This is a genomic window from Streptomyces sp. NPDC088747 (genome assembly GCF_044751025.1).
In the GTDB taxonomy this organism is placed as follows: Bacteria; Actinomycetota; Actinomycetes; order Streptomycetales; family Streptomycetaceae; genus Streptomyces.
In genome coordinates, this window is sequence record NZ_JBIVKZ010000007.1 from 147,434 (window position 1) to 170,541 (window position 23,108).

The following is a 23,108-nucleotide window of genomic DNA, read 5'->3' on the forward strand; positions in this document are numbered from 1 at the left end:
TCCCTACTGTGACGGTGCGGTCGGCGGCCCGGCGGGCGCGGGCGCGGGAGTCGACGGGGGCAGCGGACGCAGTGTCAGCCAGCCCTCGCGGGCGGTCGGCCGGTCCGGAAAACGGGCCTCCAGGCGGGCGTTGGCCAACCCGGGCCGGTCCAGCAGACCGGCCAGTGGCGCTACGACGTCCAGGGGCAGGTCCGTGCCCGGATCGGCCCGAGCCTCGGCGGGGGTCACGGTGGCGGTGTCGCCGTCGAGCGGGGTGATCCAGCCCAGCCGGACCAGCGCGGCCCAGGTGTCCCCGGTGCCCGGCACGTCGGCCACCGCCGCCAGCACGTCGGCACGCCGCACCGTCGGCGTCGTGGAGGTCTCGGTCCACCCGGCGGGCGTGGCCTCCGTCCACGACCACAGGAACCCCGGTTCCTGCGGGAGCGGCACCTCGACCGACTCCGCCTCGGTCAGCACGGGCGCGTTGAGGAACCACGTCTCCATCCGCTCCAGCGCCGCCCGGTAGTGCGCTTCCGGCAGGCTGACCGACTTCGCCGGCAGCGCCCCGCAGCAGGCGTGCACCGCGCCGCGCGGGTCGACCAGCAGAGTCAGGCTCTGCGGCGGCGCGTCGACGGTCCGTAGGAGCGGGGGTGCGGTCAACGGCGACAGGGGCGGGCCCTCGGGCAGCTCGCCCGGCGCCGGCTCCACCCAGTAGGCGGCCACCGCGTCACCGAGCCTGCCGTGGTCGCCGACACGGACGGGGAACCGCGTCCGGGTGAACCCGTCGGTCTCGTGCCCGCCGCGCCGAAGGTCCTGACGGAAGACGTTCCAGTCCTGGTGCGCGGCGGGCAGGCCCATCAGCTCCAGGCCCACCGCCGCCCGCACGACGGCCACCGGGCGGCTGACCAGGAGCGCCCGCGACCGGTGCAGGGCGTAGTCCTCCGGTTCGATCGCGGCGAGCGCGTCGTCGAGGGTGCCGAGGAGATCGCGGACCCCTCCGGCGCCCAGGTCACGCAGGTGCCGGACGACCGTACGCAGGCGGAGGTTGGGAATCTCGTCCACTGCCGTGGCGGGGCGGCCCGGCGCCGGGTGCCACTGCGCGAGGTCGGCGTCGCCGAGGTCCGGCAGGGCCAGCAGGGTGCCCAGCGCCCGGCCGTCGGCGGCGTGCACGGCGAGGCCGCCGTCGAGGTGATTGGGCAGCAGCCAGCCGCATACGGGGGAGGTGGACGGAACCACGTTGGTCTCGCGCAGCACGTCGTCCGCGTCGCCGCCCGCGTCGAGCCATCGCAGCGACAACCGGGCGGGCTGCGTCAGGCGGGGCGGCAGGGCGACCCAGTCGGGGTGGTCCGGCACGCGCAGCCGTGTCGTCGTACGCACCCGGTCCTCGTCCAGGGCGATGTCGCGGACCTGGCCGAACGTGTCGACGACACGCAGCCGTAGCAACTTCAGCGCGCCCGCCCGGATCGGGTTGAACCCGCTCAGCGGCTGCGGGGACAGCCGGGTCGCGTCTCCCACGACGGCGTCGACCACTCGGGCCAGTTCCTGGCTCCCGGGGAAGCCGAGCGGGTCGGCGATGGGGAGCTGGCGGGTGAGCCTGCGCATCAGCAGCGCGTCGTTGAATCCGCCGAGGGACTGCGCGAGGTTCGCCTGCTCGTGCCGGGCGAGGTGCCGCTGAGCGTCGACGAGCGTGCGCAGGCGGGTGTCCTCGCCGTTCTCGCGGTACCAGTCCAGGACGGGTTCGGGATCTTCGCGGTACCGCTCAGGGGTGACCCGGGCGGACTCCTCCGCACCGTCGTTGCGGGCGAGCAGCAGCGGCTTCTCCAGGTACCGCAGGATTCGCGCGGACAGCACCGGGCGGGCGGCGGGCGACAGCACGGTGCTGCCGGTGTAGACGTTGGCGGCGTTGACGAACGCGGCGCGGCCCGGCACCGGGACCAGCTCCACCTCGCTGCGGTCCAGGGTGTGCGAGCCGGTGACGTAGTCGGCGGCGTAGTCGCGGCCGGAGCCGGAGTCCGCGGAGACGTTGCCGCCCCGGGCGACGGGGAAGAACTCGACCTGCCAGTGCAGGTACAGCGGATGCCACGGCTGCCGTTCCCACGTCCGCGGGCCCACGGCGTCCAGCACCGCGTCCCGCAGGGCGCGCGGCGCGTCGGTGCGGTCCAGCGCCACCGTCGCGTCGTCGACGCCTACGAGGACACAGTCCACCCGGCCGGCAGGGTCGAGGGAGTCGCCTTGGCCGTAACGCTCCGACGGGGTGGCCGCCGCTCCGCTGAGCAGGACGACGGGCTCCAGCGGTTCGTAGTAGCTGGGGCCCGGAACGCGGGCCGGCTCGTACAGATCGCCGTCCAGGGCGGCGACGAGCACGGCCTCGGCGTCCCGGACCGCGTCGGCGAGCGTGGACTCGACGGCGACCCGCCTCCGCTCGATGCGAGCCGCCTGCCGTCGCAGGTGGAACGCCGCGAGGTCGGGGGAGGGGTAGCTGTCCGGCCGGGTCTCGGGCGGATACGCGCACACCAGGTAGCGGCACCAGTCGGCGAACAGTTCCTCGCGCATCCCGGTGAGGTCGCGCACCGCCCGGTCGTACGCGCCCTGCGCGCCGTTGAGCGCGTCGAGCAGGTCGCCGACGCGGTGGGCCAGCCCCTCAAGGCCCGGCGGGTCGTCCTGCGCACTCGCAGCCGGCCGGTCCTTGGGCCGAACCGTCCACACCTGCCCGGACGGCAGCGTGCGGAAGGTGCCCGCGTGCCGCGCCTCCGCGAGCTTCGTCCCGACGTCCAGCGGAGCGGACTCCAGGTCGTCGGCGAAGGCGAGCGCCTCCAACAGGTCCTCAAGGCCGTCCCGGCTCGCCCCCGGGAGCACGTCACCGAGGTGCGCGGCCAGCGCCTCGGTGGGGGTGCTGCCCACGCAGACGGTCACCGGCTCGCCGGGTGCACCCTCAGGTCCCGCCGTCCGGTCCTGGACGAGGTCGAGCCGCCCCACGCAGACGGTACGGTCGGGACCTGTTCCCCTGCCGTCGGCCGCCGTGTCCCAGCCGAGCGCCTTGCTCAACACCTGCGGCCATGGCACGCCCGAGTCGCCACCCACGCGCCTCAGTTCGGCGACGGCCGCGTCCTGCGCGAGGTCGGCGTACCAGCCGACGACGTCGTATCGCGGCTCGGCCGCCGGCCCGCCGGCCGGCTCCGGGTCGTGCAGGCCGAAGACACTGTGGCAGTGCGGGTAGAACGTGGCGAAGGCCGGTTCCCCGTACCCGGTGGCCGTCAGACGGCGCAGATACGGCGCGTCCTCGCCGCCATCCGCGGACGGCTCCCACACCTGGAGCGGTACGCGCCGGCCGAGCCGCCGGAAGGGCGGGCCCGCGGGTCCCGGCACCTCGCCCTCGATACAGGGGTACGGGACACCGCCGGTGTCACCGGTCGCGCAGTAGTCGCTCTCGACGACCCACTGCCGCTCGACGGCGCCGCCCCGGCTGCGCGTGACCAGCCACCGGTTCGGCACGGCTGGGGCGAGCGGGGCGCCCGTGCGCTCGTCGGCGCGGCGGTGGTCGAGACCGGTCAGCGCGTTCGGCAGCGCCCAGTGCAGGTGTACGCCCGCCCGGAGCCGGAACGTCTGGTCCTGGAACGGCACCGACAGCAGTGCCTCACCGAGGTACGGCACGTCCGGGCCGTGGTCCCGCCCGCTCACCGGGTCCACGTGCGGCAGGCCGGTGAAGTCGACGGTCGGCGCGGTGACATCGCGGTCCCGGTCCAGCACCAGCGCGTCCAGGTGGACCGGCACCACCAGCACTGCACCCATCGAGCGCCCCCAGGTCAGCCGACGACTCCCCGCCGTGATCAGCACCGAGTATCACCGGCCGCGGTGCGCCCAGCGAGGCAACAAACAGGCAACTCACCGGCACTTCCGCGCCCCGCGACGCACTCGGCCGGACCGCACGCGGGTGCCGGCCGGGCAGGCGGGGTGACGCCGACCAGGGTGTCGGCCCTGCACGTGGGGGACAGCCCTCAGTCCGCGAGCAGCCGGGTGAGGGCGACCCGGGAGCGGACACCGAGCTGGGTGAAGACGTTCCGCAGGTGGTACTCGACCGTGCGCGTGCTGATCGAGAGCTGCCGGGCCACCTCACGGTTCGTGGCGCCCTCGGCGACGGAGCGGGCGATGCGCAACTGCTGGGGAGTGAGCAGGCTCAGCGGCCCGGGTTCGGGCGCGGCGGCGAGCGTCTCTCCCGCCGCACGCAGTTCCGCGCGGGCGTGGTCGGCCCACACGTCCGCGCCGCTCTGCTCGAACCCCAGGACGGCGCTGCGCAGTTGGACCCTCGCCTCCCCGGGGCGCCGCCTGCGCCGCAGCCACATGCCGTACGCGAGATGCGTACGGGCCTGTTCGTAGGGGCCGTTGACCTTCTCGTGCCGCGCGAGGGCCTCGGCGAACAGTTCCTCGCTCCGTTCGCCGCTCGCCACGAGCGCCCGGCAGCGTGACAGCAGCGCGGGTGCCTGCGGGTCGGCGCCCATGGCCGCCCAGACGGCGTACTGGTCGATCACGTCTGCCGTGTCGACGTCGTGGCCCGCGAGCACGGCGGCTTCGACGTAGCAGGGGACCGTCATCACCCACAGTCCGAAATGCCCTTGCCGCGGGCCGCTGTTGACGAGCGGGGCGAGCCGTGCGGCGGCGTGCTCCGCATGGCCGTTCCCGAGGTCGGCGCGGGCCTGGGCCCATTCCGCGAGCGTGCTCGTCTGACTCAGCCCGTGGGCGTGGGCGGTGCGCAGTGCCGCCTGGGCGTGCGTGGCCACGGTCGATGGCCCGCCCGCGATCGACGCGGCGAGCGCCAGTACAGCCGACAGCCCCGCCGCCACGTTCCGTTGACCGTGCTCGCCCACCGACTCCAGGCCGGCCTCGGCGTGTACGCGGGCCTGGTGGTAGCTGCCTTCACGCAGTTCGGCGTAGGCGAGATGCTCGAGGACGCGAGGAACGAGAGCCGTCGCTCCGTCGGCGCGCGCGGTGGCCAGCGCGATGCCGAGCACCTGGCGCGCCGTCGCGAGGTCACCCAGCATGAGCGCGATCGTGCCTGCCGACATCAGACTCGACACCTCGGTCTGAGCCGTCAGTAGGCCGAGCACGGGACGCAGGAATACGTTGGCGCGGTGGAAATCCCCGTCCACCAGGCAGCGCATGCCGTCGCGGTAGGCCCGCCAGAGGGCGTCGACCGGGTCACGGTCGGCCGCGTCGTGCGCCGTAGCGCCGCTGGGGGAGTCCTCGGGGGCGCACAGCTCGTCGAGGGCTCTGCGATAGCCGTCACGGTCGCCGCCCGCCCAAGCCGCGAGCGTGGCGTGCACACCGGCCGTGCGTGAGCGGGCGGGGTCGACCGTACGCAGCGTCGTGGCGGTGAGCAGGAGCAGGTTGTACGCGTCGGTGACCGGGCCGTCCCACAGGAGCAGGAGACCTTGGCCCATCTCCGCTCGCGCTTGCGGGAGTTCGTCGCCGCCGACAGGGTGAATGGCCCGGTGGTCGGAGTTCTCCTGGGTCGCTTCATGGCCCACGTGCACCACCGTTCCCTGTGGCCTCGCTGTGCCGAGCGTAGCGAGGGGCGTGCGTGCTCGGGCGCGATTCCCCGCATCGCTGACCGGTTGTCTGACAAGAGGTCGACCGGTGGGCGACTGGTGATTCCACTGATACGTGCGGGGCGCGGCGCTTCCTACGTTGCTACTGCGTTCGACGATCAGGTCCGAAAAGACCCCTGGGGAGCGCCCGTACCACCGCTCAGGAAAGAGGTACCCCCATGTCCCACCGTGCATCACGCCGTCGGCTGACGATCGTGTCCGTCGTCGCCACCGCCGCGCTCGGCGCCGCCGGACTGACTCTCCTGCCCTCGTTGGCCTCCGCCGCCCCGTGCCCCGACGTCGAGGTCGTCTTCGCCCGTGGCAGCGGTGAGGCGCCGGGGCTCGGCATCACGGGAGCACCGCTGGTGCGGAACATCAAGAGCGGGCTGCCCGGCAAGACGGTCGCCTCCCACGCCGTCGACTACGCGGCGAACTTCTCGCAGACCAGTGCGGGACCGGGCGCCACGGAGATGACGAACCACGTCAGGTCCACCGCCGCGAACTGCCCGAACACCTCCTTCGTCCTCGGCGGATACTCCCAGGGCGCCAGCGTCACCGACATCGCCCTCGGCATCCGTACGACGCTGGGCAGGGGCCAGACCATCCCCACCGCCCTCGCCCCCAAGGTCAAGGCCGTCGTGGTCTTCGGCAACCCGCTGCGGCTGTCGGGCCGGACCATCAACTCGGCCAGCGGGCTCTACGGCGCGAAGGCGAAGGAGTTCTGCAACACCGGCGACCCGGTGTGCGGCAACGGCCTCAACACCGCCGCCCACCTCACCTACCACGTCAACGGCAGCGTGCAGACGGGAGCACGCTTCGCCGTCGACAAGATCAACGCCGGCTGAGCCGCATCGGGCCGCCCGCTCCCCGCGGGTGGCCCGCAGTGGGCGGCCGAGAGGAACCCGGGACGTGCCGGCCGACGCCTCGGAACGGCTGAACGGCCCGCCGTGACATGGCGGTTCGGGTCAGGGTTCGATGACCAGGTTCTCGATCAGGCCGCCGCCGAGGGTGAAACGGTAGAAGAGGTCCACCACTCCGCCCGGGAAGTCGCCCTCGAGGTGCTGCGTGACGACGTACCGCTCCTCGTCGGCCTTCCGCGCGCCGGTCGGTTCGATCGTGTAGGTGTACTCGCCGGCGGCGTGGTTCAGCCACGTCTCGATCGCCTGGGCTCCGCGGTGGGTGCTGCCGTCGTCGGTCACCTCGGCGCCGGACCGAAAGGTGGCGAGCGCTGTGGCGGTGTCCCGGGCGCGGTGGGCGTCCAGATATCGGGTGATCACCTCCGGCAGGTCGGCGGGGGTGATGTCCTGGGTCTGTCCGGTGTGCATGTGGGTTCCTGACGGTGGTGGGTGGGTTCATACGGTGGGGACGGTGCCGCCGTCGATCACGTGCTCGGCACCGACGATGGCGGAGGCGCGGTCGGAGGCGAGGAAGGCGACGAGCTCGGCGACCTCTTCCGGGCGGTTGGGACGGCCCAGCGGAATCCCGCCGGGGGAGTCCATGAGCTGCTTCAGGGCCGTTTCGTGGCTCGTACCGGCACCTTCGGCGATGCGGACGACGAGGTCGTCGGCGGCGGTCGTCCGGACGAAGCCGGGGGCGACGGAGTTGACGCGCACGCCGTACGGGGCGACCTCGTTGGCCAGGCCCTTGCTGTACGTGGTCAGCGCGGCCGTCGCGGCGGTCGCGGGGACCCCTTTCGTGCCACCGGTGACCAGAGCGCGACGCCCCTCCAGGGAGTCGCCGATGTCGCTGACGGCAGTGGTCATGACCGAGCTCCGTTCTCGGGTACGGGCAGGCGTCATGGCCGCCCCAACCGTTACTGCTAGAATAGAAGTAAGTAGCTTCGACATTAGCAGTAACTCGTCAGGAGTGGTCAGCCTTGGCAAGCCGCATCAGGGCAGAGGATCTCGAATGCCCGCTGTCCACGACCGTCCAGCACGTCGGTGAGTGGTGGACGCTGCTGATCCTCCACGACGCCTTCGACGGGTTCACCCGCTTCGACCAGTTCCAGGAGAACCTGGGCATCTCCACCAGCATGCTCACCGCGCGTCTCAAAACCCTCGTCGCGGACGGCCTGCTGGAACGCCGCCCCTACCAGACCAACCCGACCCGCCACGAGTACGTCCTGACGGACCTGGGCCGCTCGCTGCGCCCGGTGATCGTCACGTTGGCGGCCTGGGGCAACTCCCGCCTGGATCCGGAGCAGCGCAGCATGATTCTGGTCGACGCGGCCGCCGGCGAGGAGGTCGAACCCGTGGTCGTCGACGCCAGGACCGGCAACCGCCTCGACGACAGCCGCGCGTACGTGTTCGCGGCGGGTCCCGCCGCGAGCCCCGCCATGCGCGCCCGCTACATCCGGACCACGCCGCCCAGTTCGGACGGCGGTACCACCGGCTGACGGCTGCTGCCTGCCGAGACAGGCGACGTGATGTGCCCCACTCTCCGGGTGCCTAGCGGCCGACATGCGTGATCATGACCGGAATGGACGCTCGTTTCCTTGGTATCGCTGAACTGGTCGAAACCCCGCCCGTGGCGGTCGTGGTCGACGTCATGCGCGCTTTCACCGTGGCTGCCTGGGCCTTTGGGCAGGGGGCCGAAAAGATCGTTCTTGCCGAGTCGTTGGACGAAGCCCTGGCGCTCAAGGCTCGCCACCCGGATTGGCTGGCGCTCAAGGACGGTCCGCCCGCGCCCGGGTTCGACGCCGTCAACTCGCCGGGTCTGCTGAGGTCCGTCGACCTTGGCGGAAGGACGGTTGTGCAGAAGACCACGGCAGGCACGGTCGGAGCCCTCGCGGTCAAGGAGGCGTCGCTCGTGCTGTGCGCCGGCTTCGTGGTGGCGGAGGCGACGGCCAGGCTCTTGTCGACACGGCGGAGCGACACCGTCACCTTCGTCGTCACGGGCGAGGACGGGCAGGCCGATGAGGACCTGGCCTGCGCTCAGTACATCGCTCGGAGGGTCACCGAGGCCGAGACGGATTCCGCCGAGTTCCTCCGCCGCGCCGCCGACTCGCGCGCCGCCGCCGAACTGGCGGAGGGCGTGCGCCAAGGAGTCCATCCCGATGACGTCGAACTCTGTCTTGAGCTCGACCGGTTCCCCTTCGCCATGGTGGCGACCTTGGAAGGCTCGCTCATGACTCTGCGTCCGCATGAGGCTGTCTAGGGCGGGCTTGACCGGATTCCTTAGTTCGAGTCGGCGGTTGGCGTGGCAACTGCCGCACCGCACACCCAACAGGTGCTACGGACCGACCAGCAGTGCGGCCAACTCGCCTCGGCTGCTCGACTGGTGCAGATCGCTGACCTGGCCGTCACCGACTTCGACGACCCGCCACACTCCGTCCGAGCGGAGGGCCACGTCGGTCGTGACGAACCGGCAGCCCAGGCGCCGCACCGCGGGCCCGATCTGGTCGAGGTCGGGTACCAGTCCGTGCTCGATCGGGCTGTCGGGATGGGGTGTCAGCAGCCTGGGTTCACCATCCAGCCACCACACGCGCACCTCAGCCGCGACGGACTCAAGCACGGACTCAGGCTTCGAGAAAGCCTCGAAGGCGCGGAGGACGATCCCGCCGGCCAGAAAGTCCTCCTGCAGTTCTACGAAGCGTTGCACGACCCGTGTCAGCTCCACGATGTCGGCGAGGTCGGGAATGAAGCAGGCCTGGTTCCACTCGTGCTTGCGGGATTTGACGTAGTCCTTCACGATTCCCGAACCTGGCGGCAAGAGTTGGGCGAGAGCGGCCAGGTCGTCGACGCGCAACTTCTCACCGGGTTTGGTGGGGCGCCACACGCTCGCGGGCGTGATGTCGACGAACATCGCATACCAGGACGGGAGTTCGTGAGCGGTGCGGTACTGCTCCGGCGTGACGAGCAGTTCGGTTCCACGTCTGCTCAGCGCTTCGGCCAACGCGGCGTACTGATCGCTGGGAATCATCCAGCCCCGGTACCAGGCGTGTCCCAGCCCAGCAGGGACCTGTGCGACAGCCTGCCGCACGTCGCCCCGCAACAGCGCGTCGTGGTCGATCAGTCCGACTGTCCCGCCACAGGCGCGGACCTGCTGTGCCTCCGGCGCGAAGTGCTCGTCCACGCGTCGAGGCATCAACGGATCACGGCAGTACAGGACGGACATCGGCATGACCGAGACGCTACGGAACCACCAGCGCGCGGGCCACTGGTTTCCCGTCGGGGACACCATGCCTCGCCCGTTGCGGACTATGGCGGCGTGGGCGGGTTCAGCTCGGACACGACTCGGTTGCGACCTGGTGAATCGCAGGGCAGCGCACGGAATGACCCACGAGCCTGCGGCCATGCGCTTCGAACCGAGTCCGCCCGTACCGGACCTGCCGACGACCGGTCGCCGGCCTGGCAACGCCTCGGTTACGCGAGGCGACGGGTTCTCAGGTGGCTGCATCAGTCTGATCGTGCTGCTCATCGAGATACCGGCCGCCATCCTGCTGGGGTTGACGCTGGGCCTCCGTGGATGGGGCAGGGCGGACGAGCGATCCGGCTCACCGGCGATGGACTGGGTCCCCATCCTCTGGCTCGGCGGGTTCACGCTGTGCGTGCTCGTGGTCGCCGTTGCCTTCCTGTGCTCGGCGCACCCTTACGCGGGAGCGGTCCAACTGCTCGTGGCGGCCGTAGCGTTGATCGCCGTAGGGAATGCCTGGCACGAGGAGTACGAGCGTGCCCACCCGTCTCCGCTGCCAACGTGCCCGACAGGGGCCGGAGTGCCCTGTGCCTCGTCGGACCCCGCAGTCGGCCGGTAGGGCCAGTGGCTGGGCTCCCGAGAACGGTCTACCGGCCGGACGGCGACATGTCGGCCCGGACCAGGGATCGTGCCAGTTCGGTGCTCTGCGGAAGGCAGTCGAGCGAGAGAGGCTGCATGGCGAGGGCGCCCTCGTGCAGCACGAGGAGCCGGGTGGCGAGGGCGGCAGGGTGCGAGCAGCCCGCCGCGGCGGCGAGTTCCTCGAACAGGTTCAGCAGCCAGAGCTTCTGGTTCGTGGCGACGCGATGTGCTGGATGTGAGAGGTCCGGGAGTTCTGCCAGGGCGTTGATGAAGGCACATCCCCGGGTGTTGGTCTCGCTCCAGATCCGCAGGGCCTCGAAGGGGGCGGTGACGGCCGCGGCGGGAGTCCCGGCGGCGTCGACCGCTTCACGGACGAGTGACCGCCAGCGCTGGTCGCGTTCCGTGAGACAGGCCGCCACGAGGTGGTCCTTCGAGCCGAACTGGTTGTAGAGGGTGCGCTTGGTGACGCCTGAGTGCTCGGCGATCAGATCCACCCCGACCGCCGTGATGCCGCGGTTGTAGAACAGCTCCTCGGCGGCCGCCAGGATGCGGCGACCGGCGGACGTCATAGGCCGCGCTTCCTGCACTGAGAGCCCCTTCACAGAACGGTGTACGGTGGGAGAAGTTCACAGATCAGTATACCCGAGGAGGTTCCAGCGATGGGCTCGTCCGATTTCATGCGAGCAGTCCGTATCACCAGGCACGGGGGACCGGAGGTCCTTGAGCGGGCGGAGGTCGCCGTCCCCATGCCCCAGGCGGGGGAGGTGCTGGTCCGCGTCGCCGCGGTAGCGCTGAACAACACCGACCTGTGGACCCGGGAGGGCGCCTACGGCCGTCCGGACGACCCGAAGGCGCTGTCGGGCTGGCGCGGCCCGATCGACTTCCCGCGCATCCAGGGCGCCGACGTGGCCGGCCGGATCGTGGCCGTCGGGACCGGCGTATCCGGAGACCTCGTAGGACGCCGAGTGGTCGTCGACCCCGCCATCTACGACACCGAGGGGCCGGACGCCAACCCGGTGGGCCTCATGGGAAGCGAGCGCGACGGCGGATACGCCGAGTACGTGACGGCACCGGTGAAGCGCGTGTACGACGTGACGGACTCTCCGCTCACGGACGACCAGCTCGCGACGCTGCCGACCGCCTACGGCACGGCGCTGGGCATGATCGAACGAGGCCGGCTGCGGAAGGGGGAGACCGCCCTCGTCTCGGGAGCGTCCGGTGGCGTCGGTATCGCCCTGGTGCAGATCGCCCGCGCGCGCGGCGCGACGGTGCTCGCCATCAGCAGCGGACCCAAGATCGACGCGGTGCGCGAGGCGGGGGCGCACGAGGTCATCGACCGCGCGGGAGACATCGCCGGGCAGATTCGCGCCGCCGCCCCGGAGGGCATCGACGTCGCACTCGACGTCGTGGCGGGTGAACTGGTCGGCGAAGGGCTGCCGTTGCTGCGCGAAGGGGGCCGGTGGGTCATCGCCGGCGCGCTCGGAGGATACGGCGTGACCTTCGATGTGCGCCGTCTCTACCTGCACAACGCCCAGGTCATCGGTTCCGCGATGCACACCCCCACGCACTTCGACCTCCTCATGGATCTGGCTCGTCGGGCGGAGGTCCAGCCCGTGATCGCCGCGGCCTTCCCCCTGGAACAGGCCGCTCAGGCTCAGGAGGAGCTCTCTCGCAGGGGGCACGTGGGCAAGATCGTCATGCACCCCTGAGTTCCGTGCGAGGGGTCAAGGCCGAGCGGGAGGTGCGCCGTCGTCGGGCTCACGGCGCCGTGGCAGACGTAGACGCTGCCCTCTGTACCGCTGTCGTGCAGGGTCGGCCGTTGGCCGGGTCGGACAGATCTGTTCGGGGACCGGATACTTCATCCGGGACAGGCGCGTGGCCACGTGTGCGGGGCTCATGCCCGTCCTGTCGACCAGATCCAGGATGTGCTCGATCTTCACGCACCCCTCGAAGTAGGGCGGCGCCTTCACCAGATCGCCGTCGTCCCCGGTGACCGCCGGGGACACGTGCACGGCGTGATCCAAGGACAAGAACGGCACCAGCTTCGTCGACCAGATCGAGGCGAACACCTACCCCGCGCTCAAGAAGGCCCTGCAGGACATCCGGGCCAAGTCCCCGGGCGCCCGCGTCGCCGCCCTGGGCTACCCGTGGATCACGCCGGCCACCGCCGACCCTTCCTGCTTCGCGAAGCATCCGATCGCCGCCGGCGACGTCCCCTATCTGCGCTCCATACAGGCACACCTCAACTCCGCCGTCCAGCGCGCGGCCCAGGTCCGTCAGCGCGTACGACCCGCAGGTGGCCAGGCCCCGTCCCTGCACGGCGGCCCCGCCTACGGGGTGCCCTCGTGCTCGCCCTCGCCCTCGTCGACGGCGTAGGTGTCTCGGCGGTCGTCCAGTGCCGGCGCACGGACCCGACGCCACGCAGGCTGTCACCCCCTGCGTGCCGCCCCCCTGTCCCGCCCCGCCCGCGTCGCCCGCAGGTCCGTGAGGCAGCCGTCTGCCGTCTGCCGTCTGCCGTCTGCCGTCTGCCGTCGGACGGCTACGCCGCCGACGCGAACGCGTGGGCGGCGTAGGGGAGTTGCGGGCGCGAGGACCGTCAATGGCATCGCACGGCGGGGGGTTCTGAGCGAGGAGTGGCCCTCAGAAGTATGTCGGCATGCGCGGGACGTATGGCTCCTCCAGGGAGTTGGTCTCCTCGTCGGTCAGTTGGATGTCGAGCGCGGCGGCGGCGTCGGCGAGGTGGTGGGGCTTGGTGGCGCCGACGATCGGCGCCGAGACGACGGGGTTGCGCAGGACCCAGGCCATCGCGACCTGTGCCATCGGGACACCGCGAGCCTCCGCGATGCGCTGGACGGCGTCGACGATGGCCCGGTCGCTGTCCAGGAAGAGCGGCCGGCCCTTGGGGTCGGTGTCGGGGTTGCCCTTCGCACGGTTCGTCGACTTCTCACCCCAGGGACGCGTGACCAGACCCGCCGCGAGAGGGCTCCACGGGATGCTGCCGACGCCCTGCTCGGCGAGCAGGCCGAACATCTCCCGCTCCTCCTCACGATGGACCAGGCTGTACTGGTCCTGCATGGAGACGAACCGCGTCCACCCGCCCGCCTGGGCGGTGTGCTGCATCGTGGCGAACTGCCACGCCCACATCGACGAGGCACCGAGGTAGCGGACCTTGCCCGCCTTGACCACGTCGTGCAGCGCCTCCATCGTCTCCTCGACGGGCGTCTCCGGGTCGAAACGGTGGATCTGGTACAGGTCGATGTAGTCGGTGTCCAGGCGCTTGAGCGAGGCGTCGACCTGCTCCATGACGGCCTTGCGGGACAGGCCCGCCCCACCGGGGCCCTCACCCGTGGGCATGAACAGCTTGGTGGCGAGCACGATGTCGTCGCGCTGTACGTACTCCTTCAGGGCGCGCCCGACGATCTCCTCGGAGGTGCCCAGGCCGTAGATGTTCGCGGTGTCCCAGAAGGTGATGCCCAGGTCGACGGCCTGCTGGAAGAGCGGCCTTGTCGTCGTCGAGCACCCACGGCATCCGCTTGGCCGGGTCGCCGAAGCTCATGCAGCCGAGCGCGATACGGCTGACCTTCAGTCCGGACGATCCCAGACGGGTGTACTCCACGGTGTTGGTCCTTTCGACGTCCGGGTGGGCCCGGTGGGCCCGTGCTGTGGCGGGGCGGCGGGTCCGCTGCTCGGGTGTCAGCGCTCCATGGCGCGCATACCTGCCTCGTCGTGGGTGTCGCCGCTCGCCGGGGTGATGGTGTCCAGACGCTCGATCTGGGCGGCGGTCAGCTCCACCGCGTCGGCGGCGGCGTTCTCCTCGACGCGGGCGACGCGCTTGGTGCCGGGGATCGGGGCGATGTTCGCGCCCCGGGTGAGCAGCCAGGCCAGGGCGACCTGTGCCGGGGTGACACCCGCGTCGGCTGCGACGGCCCGGACCTCCGCGGCGCTTCGCAGGTTCCGCTCGAAGTTCTCGTCGGTGAACCGGGGGTTGTTCCTGCGGAAGTCGTCGGCGTCGAAGTCGGCCGTGGACCGGATGGTCCCGGTGAGGAAGCCGCGGCCCAGCGGGGAGAACGGCACGAAGCCGATGTTCAGCTCCCGCAGCACGGGCAGCACCCGGGCCTCCGGGTCACGCGTCCACAGCGAGTACTCCGACTGCACAGCGGTGACGGGATGCACGGCGTGCGCCCGGCGGATCGTCTCGGGACCGGCCTCCGACAGGCCGATGTACCGGATCTTGCCCGCGACGACCAGTTCCGCCAGCGCGCCGACGGTCTCCTCGATCGGCACCGTCTGGTCGACGCGGTGCTGGTAGTAGAGGTCGATGTGGTCGGTGCCCAGCCGCTTCAGGGAACCCTCGACGGCGACGCGGATACTCGCCGGGCTGCTGTCGAGCTGCCCCGACGGCCGCCCCGAGTGCGAGATGAGGCCGAACTTCGTCGCGAGCACCACCTCGTCGCGACGGCCCTTGAGCGCCCGGCCGACCAACTCCTCATTGATGAAGGGGCCGTAGACCTCGGCTGTGTCGAGGAACGTCACCCCCAACTCCAGGGCCCGGTGGATCGCGCGGATCGACTCCGCGTCGTCCGTGCCCGCGCCGGTGTAGCCGTGGGACATGCCCATGGCACCCAGTCCGATCCGGGAAACCTCAAGGTCGCCGAGCCTGACACGCTGCACAGTGTTACTCCGTCTCTGTGATCGGGATATCCGGCCCCCGCCTTCTCCCACTGCTGCCCCGCACGAGGCAGGTGAGTGCGCGCGGAACGGACGTTTACATTCTGGCCCCGTTGTGAAGCGGCAGCCAGGCCGGGCCGTTCGGGGTAATGACAGGGCCCCCCACCACGAACCCGTGCGGTGGGGGAGGCGTCCGACCCGGTAGGCGCACGCCTGGCGATCCGGCCCGTCGCGCGTTTCACTGGGAGGAGAGCGGCGCCCCGCGCCGGCGTGTGGAACGGGCGCCATCCCCGCCACGAGCGCGCCTGGAGTCCGCCGTGAACGCCACCAGTTTCGATCCGACCCGCGTTCCGCACCTGCTGGGAGCGTTCGCGCCCGTGAGTGACGAGGTGGACATCGAGGACCTGCAGGTCATCGGCGAACTGCCCGCGACGCTGGATGGTACGTACGTGCGCAACGGGCCGAATCCGCGGTTCACCCCGATCGGCTCGTACCTCTATCCGATCGACGGGGACGGGATGCTGCACGCCGTGCGGATCTCCGACGGCCGGGCACGCTACCTCAACCGCTTCGTCCGTACGCCCGCGCTCGTCGCCGAGGAGAAGGCCGGACGCGCCCTGTGGGGCGGGCTGGAGTCGATGATCATGCCGGGGGCCGACGAGGTGGGCCCGGAACTCGCCGACACCTTCAAGGACCTGCCCGACATCAACGTGGTCCGCCACGCAGGGCGCATGCTGGCACTGGCCGAGGCCGCCTGCCCGTACCGTTTCGACACCGATCTCGCGACCCTCGGCCGCGAGGACTTCGACGGGTCGCTGCCCGCGGGCATGACCGCACATCCCAAGATCGACCCGGACACCGGCGAGATGGTCGTCTTCTGCTACGCGCTGGAGCCGCCGTACCTCACCTGGTCCGTGATCGGCCCCGACGGAACGGTGACCCGTGGTCCGACGCCCGTGGCAGGCGTCGACGAACCCCTGATGATCCACGACATGGCACTCACGGCGCGCTACGTGGTCCTCGTCCTCGCCCCGGCCTTCTTCGATCTCGACGCCGCCATGGCCGGCGGATCGTTCCTTGCCTGGAGGCCGGAACGCGGTACCCGGGTGATGCTCGTCCCGCGCGACGGCGGGCCCCCGGTGTGGGCCGATGGCGACGCCTTCTGGATGTGGCACTCGGTCAACGCCTACGACGACGGCCCTGGGGCCCAGGCGCCCGTCGTCCTCGACTACGTCGAGTGGAACCGGCTCACGATCGGCCCGAGCACCGAGTCAGGTCCCGTGACAGCGCGCCTGGTCCGTGCCCGGATCGATCCGGTGGCCGGCCGCATGTCCCGCACGGTGCTGGACGACGCCCGGGTCGAGTTCCCGCGCATAGACGACCGCCGTATCGGCCGGCGCCACCGCCACACCGCGCTGGCCACCGGAACCGGCCGGACCGACCTGCTGTCCGGCGAGTACGACGCCGTGCGCTGGTACGACGCCGAGACGGGCGCCGAGCAGACCTGGGACGCGGGCGACCTCTCCGTCGGCGAGGTGGTGTTCGCCCCCGAACCAGGGCCGGAGGCGTCCGCGGACGACCGCGGCTACTGGATGACCTTCGCCACCGACCGCACCGACGGCGAGAGCTGGTTCCTGGTCCTTCCGGCCGAGGACCCGGCCTCGGGCCCCGTCGCGCGGATACGCATCCCCGTACGGGTCCCCCTCGGACTGCACGGCACATGGCTGCCCACCGAGGAACCGTGACGAGGACCGGACAGGGACCGGAAGAGTAAGCGGTGGTCCCACGAGGAACGGCGGGGGCACGCCGGAGGCTGTGCGCTCCGTCAGACGGTGACAGGTTCCTCGTGCTCTGCCTCTGCCGGGGTCTCGGCGAGAGTGGGCGCCGAGACTGTGTAGAAGACGGAGCTGCCCTGCTTGGCACGCTGTGCATGACCCTTGGCGACAAGTCCTTCGATCGTCACGCGTACGACCTTGGGCTTGATGTCGCGCTCGGGGTGAGCCTCGGACAGCGCGGCGGTGATCTCCGCGGCGGAGCGGGGTTCGGTCTGCCGGCCGAGATGGTCGCGAATCAGCTCGACGAGGGTGGGCTGCTTGGCCGCTGCGGCCGGTGTGGGTGCCGGTGCCGGTGCGGAGGTCTTCGCGCTGCTCTTGGCTGCGGGCGCCGCCGACTTCGCCGTTTTCGCGGAAGTGGCCTTCCTCGGCTTGGCCGTCCTGGTCTTCGCCGAGGTCTGTCGCGGCAGGGCGGGGGCGGCCGGCGCGCTCTTGCCGGGTTCCGGGTCGGCTGCCGCGGGGCTCTGCCCGCCCAGTGCCCGCTGCAGGTCCGCCAGCAGAGCCTGGTCGTTCTGCAGGGCGGCCAACTGTGCCTGGAGTGCGGCGACTTCGGCGCCGATACGTTCCTGCTCCTTGGCGTTCACCTCAAGATCTTCGGTCACCTTGGCGGCGTACTGCGACTTGAGTTGTGTGCTGGTCGGTTCGACGTCGGACATGACAGCTCCCTTTTCGCCTGCATCGTGTGGTGCTGCAGCCGGATGGTACTCGCATCTTTCAGGCCATGATCTGCGGATGTTGTGCGTGTGGCGGATACGGAAAGGTCACATGCCTGGCTGAGGCGGATGCGGTGCCAGGGGAAGCGCGGATCCAACGCGCTTGTACTGCAGGGGAGTTGTGCTGTCGCAGCCCACAGGGACAGCTGTTTCCCTCTTGGTTGTCAGGCTGGCTCCGTCCTCGGGATGTGAACGCGTCCGGCCTGAATCTGATCGTGATCCATACCCGAAAGATCGTTTCGGATGAGAACCGTTCGGCTCTCATTCCCGTACTGATGTTTGAAGCGGGCCGCGACGAGAGTTGTCCGTGGTGTCGTTGAGATACATGTACGTTCCCAGGAAGGGCAGTTCTCAGTGGTGTTAGTGGATCAGAGGGTGCGAAGGACCGGCTCGATCGCGGGGGTCGCGCTGGCGGTGGTCGTGGGGCTCGCGGGCTGTTCGAGCGACAAGGACTCCGCCGCGGACAAGAAGTCGTCCGCGAGTGGCACGCCCGCGGCCGACGTGGAGAAGTCGGGTGATGACGCCCCGGCGTCGCCGTCGGCATCGGCTGCCGACCAGTCCACGGCCGAGGGGGCTGTCGCCGCGTGGGTCACCGCCGTCATCAAGGGGCAGCCCAAGGAGGCCTGCCTGGTGATGGCGGAACCCGCCTCCGGCTCGACGCCCGCGAAGGTCGGCAGCGAGGAGACCTGCGCCGACGGTGCGCCCCAGAGGAAGCAGTTGGACAAGAACCTCGACGGGTTCCGTGAGTCGTTCACGCCCGAGCCGCCCACCGACGACCCACAGGTGGAGATCGACATGACGGTCGGCGGTGACAAGGCGGAGATCCCCGCCGACAAGATCATCGTCGACGGGCAGAGCCTCGACAAGATCGTCCTGTCCCACTCCACCGGCCTGGAGGCGGGCCAGTTGGACATCAACGTCGAGGCCGACAAGATCGAAGACCTCTGGTACGTGACGAATCTCGACTTCAACATCGGCTGAGGGCCACCGGGACGAGGTGTGGCCCTCCGCCGCTCCGATGCCGCACGGTGTCGTGCGGGCGTGTTCTGGATGGGGCCTGTAGCCAACTCGCCTTGATGCGAACGGCGTTGCTCCCGTCTCCGGATGGACGGCGGCAGTGCCCGTTGATGGCTGTGGAGGCCCGGATGCCGGAGAAGTACGGTGTCCGGGCCGCCGCGGTCCAGCGCGGAATGAGCCCGCCTGGAACCGCATCTGCCGCAGCGCCTCCGTGCCACGTGATCGTGCCCCGAGCGAGCCTGAGCACGCGGACCTGGTTCTCATGACCGGGGTCCTCGTCATCGCGAACATGGAGGAGCCCGGAGTAGCCGGGAGCAACCGCCGCCACATACTCGAACAGACCGACCACATCGGGCGACGAGCGGTGATTGGAATGGCAACCCCCAGCCGTCGTCAAAGCCGATGGCATCACATCCACAGCACGCCATCCCGCTCGTGTTCGCGGAGCCGGAACTCCATCATTCGGCGCAGGAGGTCCGCCGGTACCGGTCGGGTGTACGGCAGCTTGAGGGATCCCTTGCCGGTGGTGAAGTCTGCCAGCTCGGCGTCGAAGGCCTCGCGCGTGCTGGGTGTGAACGTCACGTTCGCATGCTGGGCGTGGGTGCTGGTCACGAACAGGATCGTCCCGGATGGGTGCACCCACGCCGGATGTCCCCACTCGATCGCCTCGCTCGCCCCGGGAACCACCTCGTGGGCCAGCGCCCGCACCTGCTGGAGCAGCTCGCGGCGCTGCTCGGAGAGCCCATCGATGTACTCATCGACCGTCTGTGGCTTGCTCATGGTGGGAGTGTGGCACGCGGGCCTTGCCCGGTCAGGGTACGAGGCTCCGGTCGCGGCGCCGCCCGGCTACGACTGTGCCCCAGCCCCAGCCACAGCCGCTGGGGTAACCGCTGCGTGCCAAGGGGCCGGGCACCACTGTGCTCTGGTTGGAGCAGAGCCGCGCGCGGGTTCCTGACCGGCGAGTGAAGCTGGACGTCCCACTGCGCTCACGCCTCAGGAGTCCCTCCGTGCTGGTGCCCAGCTCTCCGCAGGTCCGCCTGCCCCTTGTCGCCCTGCTGGCCGCTGTCTGCGTCGCCGGGCTGGTGCCTGCCTCGGCCCAGGCCGCGGATGCCCCCGCCGACGACCCCCGTTCACTGCGACGGCAGTTGCAGGAACTGACCACCGCGCCCGGCGGACCGCCCGGAGTGATCGCCGTCCTCAAGCGCGGATCCCACACCGAGGTCCACCGCGCCGGCGTCGCCGACACCGGCACCGGCCGTCCGATCGAGGACACCGACCACATGCGCATCGCCAGCACGGCCAAGGCGTACAGCGGAGCGGTCTCCCTCCAGCTCATCGACCACGGGACACTCCGTCTCAACGACACCATCGGCAAGGTGCTTCCCCGCCTGCCGCGCGCCTGGCACCGGGTGACGCTGCGGCAGCTCCTGAACCACACCAGCGGGCTACCGGACTACACCTCGGCCCCCAGGTTCCTGGAGCTGGTGACCGAGAATCCGCGCCGACACTTCGACTCCCGCCGACTGCTGGACTTCGTGGCGGACAAGCCGCTGGCGTTCCCTCCGGGGTCCCGGTACACCTACTCCAACTCCGACAACATCGCCGTGGCACTGATGGCGGAAGCGGTGACCGGCCGCCGATACGAGAACCTGCTCGCACACCTCGTGTACCGCCCGTTGGACCTGCACAGCACCAGCCTGCCGCAGGGCTACCGAATGCCCGAGCCGTACATGCACGGCTACGACGTGGTCCCGCCGAACCCGCCCGAGGACGTCAGCGAGGTACTGAGTGCGTCGGGCGTGTGGGCATCGGGCGGGATCATCTCGACGCCGAAGGACATGACCGCCTTCGTACGCGGCTACGCGGGCGGCAAGCTGATCTCCGACCGGACCCGCCGTCAGCAGCTGAACTGGGTGAACGGCGCATCCGAACCGGCAGGGCCGGGCAAGAACGACGCCGGACTGGCCATCTTCCGCTACACCACCCGCTGCGGCGTGGTGTACGGCCACACCGGCAACTTCCCCGGCTACACCCAACTGATCGCCGCCACCCCGGATGGCAAGCGGTCACTGACCGTCTCCCTCACCACCCAGGTCAACAAGACGAACAAGCCGGAACTGTTGGAGCGGCTGCGGACCGTGCAGGAGAACCTCGTCTGCGCCCTGCTGCGGAAGCAGTAGGCAGTACGGAGTAGGGAGTACGGAGCAGGTAATAGGCAGGACGCGGGCGGTGCCGGTGTCGGCGGACCGGGCTTCGGCATGCGGAGCTTCGTAGTCATCGGAGGCCGGGTGGCATCGGTGATCGTCAGCCCTACGTCGGCACACGTCCGCCTGCCTCGGCTTCGTAACGCCAGAACGGCCGTACGGCGAGGGCCGCGCACAGGACGATGACCACGCAGGCCAGAGCGGTGCCGGACCAGGCGATCGTGAACGAGGTGGTGGCGGCCATGGCCCCGGCCCGCAGGTCTCCCAGCCGCGGCCCGCCGGCCACGACCACCGTGTAGACGCCCTGGAGACGTCCGCGCATCCGGTCGGGTACGTAGGCCTGGAGAATGGTCTGCCGGTACACGGCGCTGACCAGGTCCGCGGCGCCGGCCAGCACCAGAAGCGCGACCGCCGTCCACAGAGTGCGCGCGAAACCCGCGGCACCGATGGCGGCCGCCCAGACGACGACCGCGAACGTCAACGCGACACCCTGGCGCCGTACCCGGCCGATCCAGCCGCTGAACAGCCCGGCGGCGACGGATCCGACGGCGATCGCGGCGTACAGCGGGCCGACACCTCCGTGGAACCGTTCGGCGGCGGCCTGGGGAAACAGTGCCTCCGGCATGGCCAGCGACATGGCCGCGACGTCCACGGCGAAGGACATCAGCACGACGGGGTTTCCGCTGAGGAACCGCAGACCCTCGAACACCGAGCGCAGCCCGGGGCTTTGAGAGCCTTCCCTACTCGGGAGAGGGGGCAGGCGGAAGGCCGCGTACAGGGCGACGGTGAAGAGTACGGCGTCGGTCCCGTACGCGAGGCTGTACCCGCCGCCCGTACTGAGCAGCACACCGGCCAGGAGCGGTCCAAGGACCTGTCCGACGTTGCCGGCGGTGTAGACGAGCGCGTTGGCGGCGGCGATCTGCCCGCCGGGAATGAGCAGCGGCACGATCGCGCCGCGTACCGTGGCCGACACGGCGAACCCACCGGCCTGTACGGCGACCAGCACAAGGATGAGCGCCGGCGACCGCACGTCCAGCATGCTCTGGAGCAGCAACGCGAGTGTCGCCGCCCAGGTGAACCCGCACGACCCCAGGTACAGCCTGCGCCGGTCGACCGCGTCGGCGACCGCACCGCCGTAGAGGCCGAACGCGATCACGGGCAGCAGCCCCACCAGCCCGCTCAGGCCCACGACCAGGGACGACCCCGTCAACTCGTACAACTGCACCGGGACGGCGACAGCGGTCAGCATCATGCCGACGACGGAGGCGCCCTGCCCGAGGAACGTCCGCCGGAAGGCAGGAGTGGCCAGCGGCCGCGTATCGGCGACGGCATGCCGCAGGAAACCCCTGGCGGCACGGCGCGCCGACGCTGAGGATTCCGTGGCGGGAGGGGAAACCGGCGTGCTCTGATCCATGAGACCCACGATCGCGGGCACCCCAACCATGAGACTTCCGATAAAGTGACCACTTATGTCGCAGAACCGCCATGCGCATCTCCCGGGCGAGTACATTGCTCGACACCAGCACGAACAGCACCAACTGCTCTACGTCAGTCAGGGCGTCCTGGCTGTGCGCACCGATCACGGCGTCTGGGTGGCAGGCGCCCAGCGTGCGGTGTGGACTCCCGCGCACACCTGGCACGAGCACCGCGTGTACGGACACGCGATGGTGCACACTCTCGGCTTTCCGCTCGACTGCACACCGTTTCCCGGGAGCACACCCACAGTGGTGGCAGCCTCCGCGCTGTTGCGGGAACTGCTCATCGCCTGCACCGAGTCAGACCTCCCGCCGCAGGAGACGGAACGGCTGCGTGCCGTCATCAACGACCGGCTGCGCCGCGCCCACGTCACCCCGCTCCAACTGCCCCGGGCGCGCGACCCGAGGCTGGCCGACGCCTGCCGGCTCGTCCTCGACGACCTCGCACAGCCGCGGACCATCACCTGGCTGGCCCGTGAGTCCGGTGTGAGCGAACGGACCCTGGGCCGCTTGTTCCAAGCCGAGTTCGGCACCACCTACCCCCAATGGCGCACCAACGTCCGGGTGTTCCACGCGATGATCGAGCTCACCGACGGAGCCAACGTCACCGAGGCCGCGCACCGCTGCGGATGGGCCACCACCAGTGCCTTCGTGGACACGTTCGCCCGTGTCATGGGCCAGACCCCCGGCGCCTATCGCTCCGCGGACGCCAGGGCCCCGGCGGTCGAGCCGCGGGGCTGAGGGGGTAAGGCCCTCATTTCGGCGGCAGTCGGCATTTGTCGGTGGCAATCGGCGGCATCGGGAATTCCGTACGGCGTCGTACGGTTATGTCGAGCGGGACGGACACTTCCCCCTCGTATCCGAC

General features: G+C 70.5%; 19 protein-coding genes and 3 pseudogenes. 10 read left to right on the forward strand and 12 right to left on the reverse strand.

The window, feature by feature from the left end:
- Positions 1 to 3 precede the first annotated feature (3 nt).
- Both ACIP79_RS18625 and ACIP79_RS18630 read right to left on the reverse strand, forming a co-directional pair.
- Positions 4 to 3,768, reverse strand: coding sequence for a hypothetical protein (locus tag ACIP79_RS18625; RefSeq protein ID WP_401224523.1), 3,765 nt, complete (start codon positions 3,766 to 3,768; stop codon positions 4 to 6).
- Between the two features lie 206 nt (positions 3,769 to 3,974).
- Positions 3,975 to 5,501: a LuxR C-terminal-related transcriptional regulator gene (locus ACIP79_RS18630; RefSeq protein WP_401224525.1), complete on the reverse strand. Its 1,527-nt coding sequence runs from the start codon at positions 5,499 to 5,501 to the stop codon at positions 3,975 to 3,977.
- Between the two features lie 239 nt (positions 5,502 to 5,740).
- Here ACIP79_RS18630 and ACIP79_RS18635 point away from each other — a divergent pair, with 239 nt between their 5' ends.
- Positions 5,741 to 6,406, forward strand: a complete 666-nt coding sequence (locus tag ACIP79_RS18635; protein WP_401224527.1) for a cutinase family protein — start codon at positions 5,741 to 5,743, stop codon at positions 6,404 to 6,406.
- Positions 6,407 to 6,526: 120 nt separating this feature from the next.
- Here the strand turns inward: ACIP79_RS18635 and ACIP79_RS18640 are convergent, their stop codons facing one another.
- Positions 6,527 to 6,886 (reverse strand): nuclear transport factor 2 family protein, encoded by a 360-nt coding sequence (locus ACIP79_RS18640; RefSeq protein WP_401224528.1) that lies wholly within the window; start codon positions 6,884 to 6,886, stop codon positions 6,527 to 6,529.
- 27 nt (positions 6,887 to 6,913) lie between these two features.
- Positions 6,914 to 7,237 (reverse strand): annotated as a pseudogene (locus ACIP79_RS18645) (SDR family oxidoreductase); the annotation flags it as partial.
- Between the two features lie 200 nt (positions 7,238 to 7,437).
- Between ACIP79_RS18645 and ACIP79_RS18650 the strand changes: the two are divergent.
- Positions 7,438 to 7,956, forward strand: coding sequence for a winged helix-turn-helix transcriptional regulator (locus ACIP79_RS18650; protein ID WP_401224530.1), 519 nt, complete (start codon positions 7,438 to 7,440; stop codon positions 7,954 to 7,956).
- Between the two features lie 83 nt (positions 7,957 to 8,039).
- Positions 8,040 to 8,717 carry a 2-phosphosulfolactate phosphatase gene (locus tag ACIP79_RS18655; protein WP_401224532.1) on the forward strand — a complete coding sequence of 226 codons (678 nt, stop codon included), beginning with the start codon at positions 8,040 to 8,042 and terminating at the stop codon, positions 8,715 to 8,717.
- A 75-nt stretch (positions 8,718 to 8,792) separates the two neighbouring features.
- Here the strand turns inward: ACIP79_RS18655 and ACIP79_RS18660 are convergent, their stop codons facing one another.
- On the reverse strand, positions 8,793 to 9,683 hold the full coding sequence (locus ACIP79_RS18660) for an ATP-grasp domain-containing protein (RefSeq protein WP_401224535.1): 891 nt from the start codon (positions 9,681 to 9,683) through the stop codon (positions 8,793 to 8,795).
- Between the two features lie 172 nt (positions 9,684 to 9,855).
- Between ACIP79_RS18660 and ACIP79_RS18665 the strand changes: the two genes are divergently transcribed.
- Entirely contained in the window at positions 9,856 to 10,314 is a 459-nt protein-coding gene (locus ACIP79_RS18665; RefSeq protein ID WP_401224536.1) for a DUF6234 family protein, read from the forward strand.
- A 28-nt stretch (positions 10,315 to 10,342) separates the two neighbouring features.
- Here the strand turns inward: ACIP79_RS18665 and ACIP79_RS18670 are convergent, their stop codons facing one another.
- Complete coding sequence (locus ACIP79_RS18670) at positions 10,343 to 10,903, reverse strand: TetR/AcrR family transcriptional regulator (protein WP_401224539.1); 561 nt, start codon at positions 10,901 to 10,903, stop codon at positions 10,343 to 10,345.
- Positions 10,904 to 10,993: 90 nt separating this feature from the next.
- On the opposite strand from ACIP79_RS18670, the gene ACIP79_RS18675 reads away from it, so the two are divergent.
- Positions 10,994 to 12,043, forward strand: coding sequence for a zinc-binding dehydrogenase (locus ACIP79_RS18675; RefSeq protein ID WP_401224542.1), 1,050 nt, complete (start codon positions 10,994 to 10,996; stop codon positions 12,041 to 12,043).
- Between the two features lie 313 nt (positions 12,044 to 12,356).
- Positions 12,357 to 12,605: pseudogene (locus ACIP79_RS18680) on the forward strand (SGNH/GDSL hydrolase family protein); the annotation flags it as partial.
- Between the two features lie 369 nt (positions 12,606 to 12,974).
- On the opposite strand, the pseudogene ACIP79_RS18685 reads toward ACIP79_RS18680, so the two are convergent.
- Together ACIP79_RS18685 and ACIP79_RS18690 are read right to left on the reverse strand one after the other, a co-directional pair.
- Positions 12,975 to 13,950: pseudogene (locus tag ACIP79_RS18685) on the reverse strand (aldo/keto reductase).
- 77 nt (positions 13,951 to 14,027) lie between these two features.
- Entirely contained in the window at positions 14,028 to 15,005 is a 978-nt protein-coding gene (locus ACIP79_RS18690) for an aldo/keto reductase (protein ID WP_401224544.1), read from the reverse strand.
- 314 nt (positions 15,006 to 15,319) lie between these two features.
- On the opposite strand from ACIP79_RS18690, the gene ACIP79_RS18695 reads away from it, so the two are divergent.
- Positions 15,320 to 16,747 (forward strand): carotenoid oxygenase family protein, encoded by a 1,428-nt coding sequence (locus ACIP79_RS18695; RefSeq protein ID WP_401224547.1) that lies wholly within the window; start codon positions 15,320 to 15,322, stop codon positions 16,745 to 16,747.
- Between the two features lie 80 nt (positions 16,748 to 16,827).
- Here the strand turns inward: ACIP79_RS18695 and ACIP79_RS18700 are convergent, their stop codons facing one another.
- Positions 16,828 to 17,490 (reverse strand): hypothetical protein, encoded by a 663-nt coding sequence (locus tag ACIP79_RS18700; RefSeq protein WP_401224549.1) that lies wholly within the window; start codon positions 17,488 to 17,490, stop codon positions 16,828 to 16,830.
- A gap of 432 nt (positions 17,491 to 17,922) precedes the next feature.
- Here ACIP79_RS18700 and ACIP79_RS18705 point away from each other — a divergent pair, with 432 nt between their 5' ends.
- Positions 17,923 to 18,528: a hypothetical protein gene (locus tag ACIP79_RS18705; protein WP_401224552.1), complete on the forward strand. Its 606-nt coding sequence runs from the start codon at positions 17,923 to 17,925 to the stop codon at positions 18,526 to 18,528.
- Here ACIP79_RS18705 and ACIP79_RS18710 read toward each other — a convergent pair.
- Positions 18,515 to 18,973, reverse strand: coding sequence for an Imm7 family immunity protein (locus ACIP79_RS18710; protein WP_401224984.1), 459 nt, complete (start codon positions 18,971 to 18,973; stop codon positions 18,515 to 18,517). The two genes, ACIP79_RS18705 and ACIP79_RS18710, sit on opposite strands and share 14 nt — an antisense overlap.
- Positions 18,973 to 19,344, reverse strand: coding sequence for an iron chaperone (locus ACIP79_RS18715; protein WP_401224554.1), 372 nt, complete (start codon positions 19,342 to 19,344; stop codon positions 18,973 to 18,975). The genes ACIP79_RS18710 and ACIP79_RS18715 overlap by 1 nt, the downstream gene beginning before the upstream one ends.
- Before the next feature lie 227 nt (positions 19,345 to 19,571).
- On the opposite strand from ACIP79_RS18715, the gene ACIP79_RS18720 reads away from it, so the two are divergent.
- Positions 19,572 to 20,744 carry a serine hydrolase domain-containing protein gene (locus tag ACIP79_RS18720; RefSeq protein WP_401224557.1) on the forward strand — a complete coding sequence of 391 codons (1,173 nt, stop codon included), beginning with the start codon at positions 19,572 to 19,574 and terminating at the stop codon, positions 20,742 to 20,744.
- A gap of 130 nt (positions 20,745 to 20,874) precedes the next feature.
- Here the strand turns inward: ACIP79_RS18720 and ACIP79_RS18725 are convergent, their stop codons facing one another.
- Positions 20,875 to 22,182 (reverse strand): MFS transporter, encoded by a 1,308-nt coding sequence (locus ACIP79_RS18725; RefSeq protein WP_401224559.1) that lies wholly within the window; start codon positions 22,180 to 22,182, stop codon positions 20,875 to 20,877.
- 55 nt (positions 22,183 to 22,237) lie between these two features.
- Between ACIP79_RS18725 and ACIP79_RS18730 the strand changes: the two genes are divergently transcribed.
- A complete protein-coding gene (locus tag ACIP79_RS18730; protein WP_401224560.1) occupies positions 22,238 to 22,984 on the forward strand; it encodes an AraC family transcriptional regulator in 747 nt (248 codons plus the stop codon).
- Positions 22,985 to 23,108: the final 124 nt, after the last annotated feature.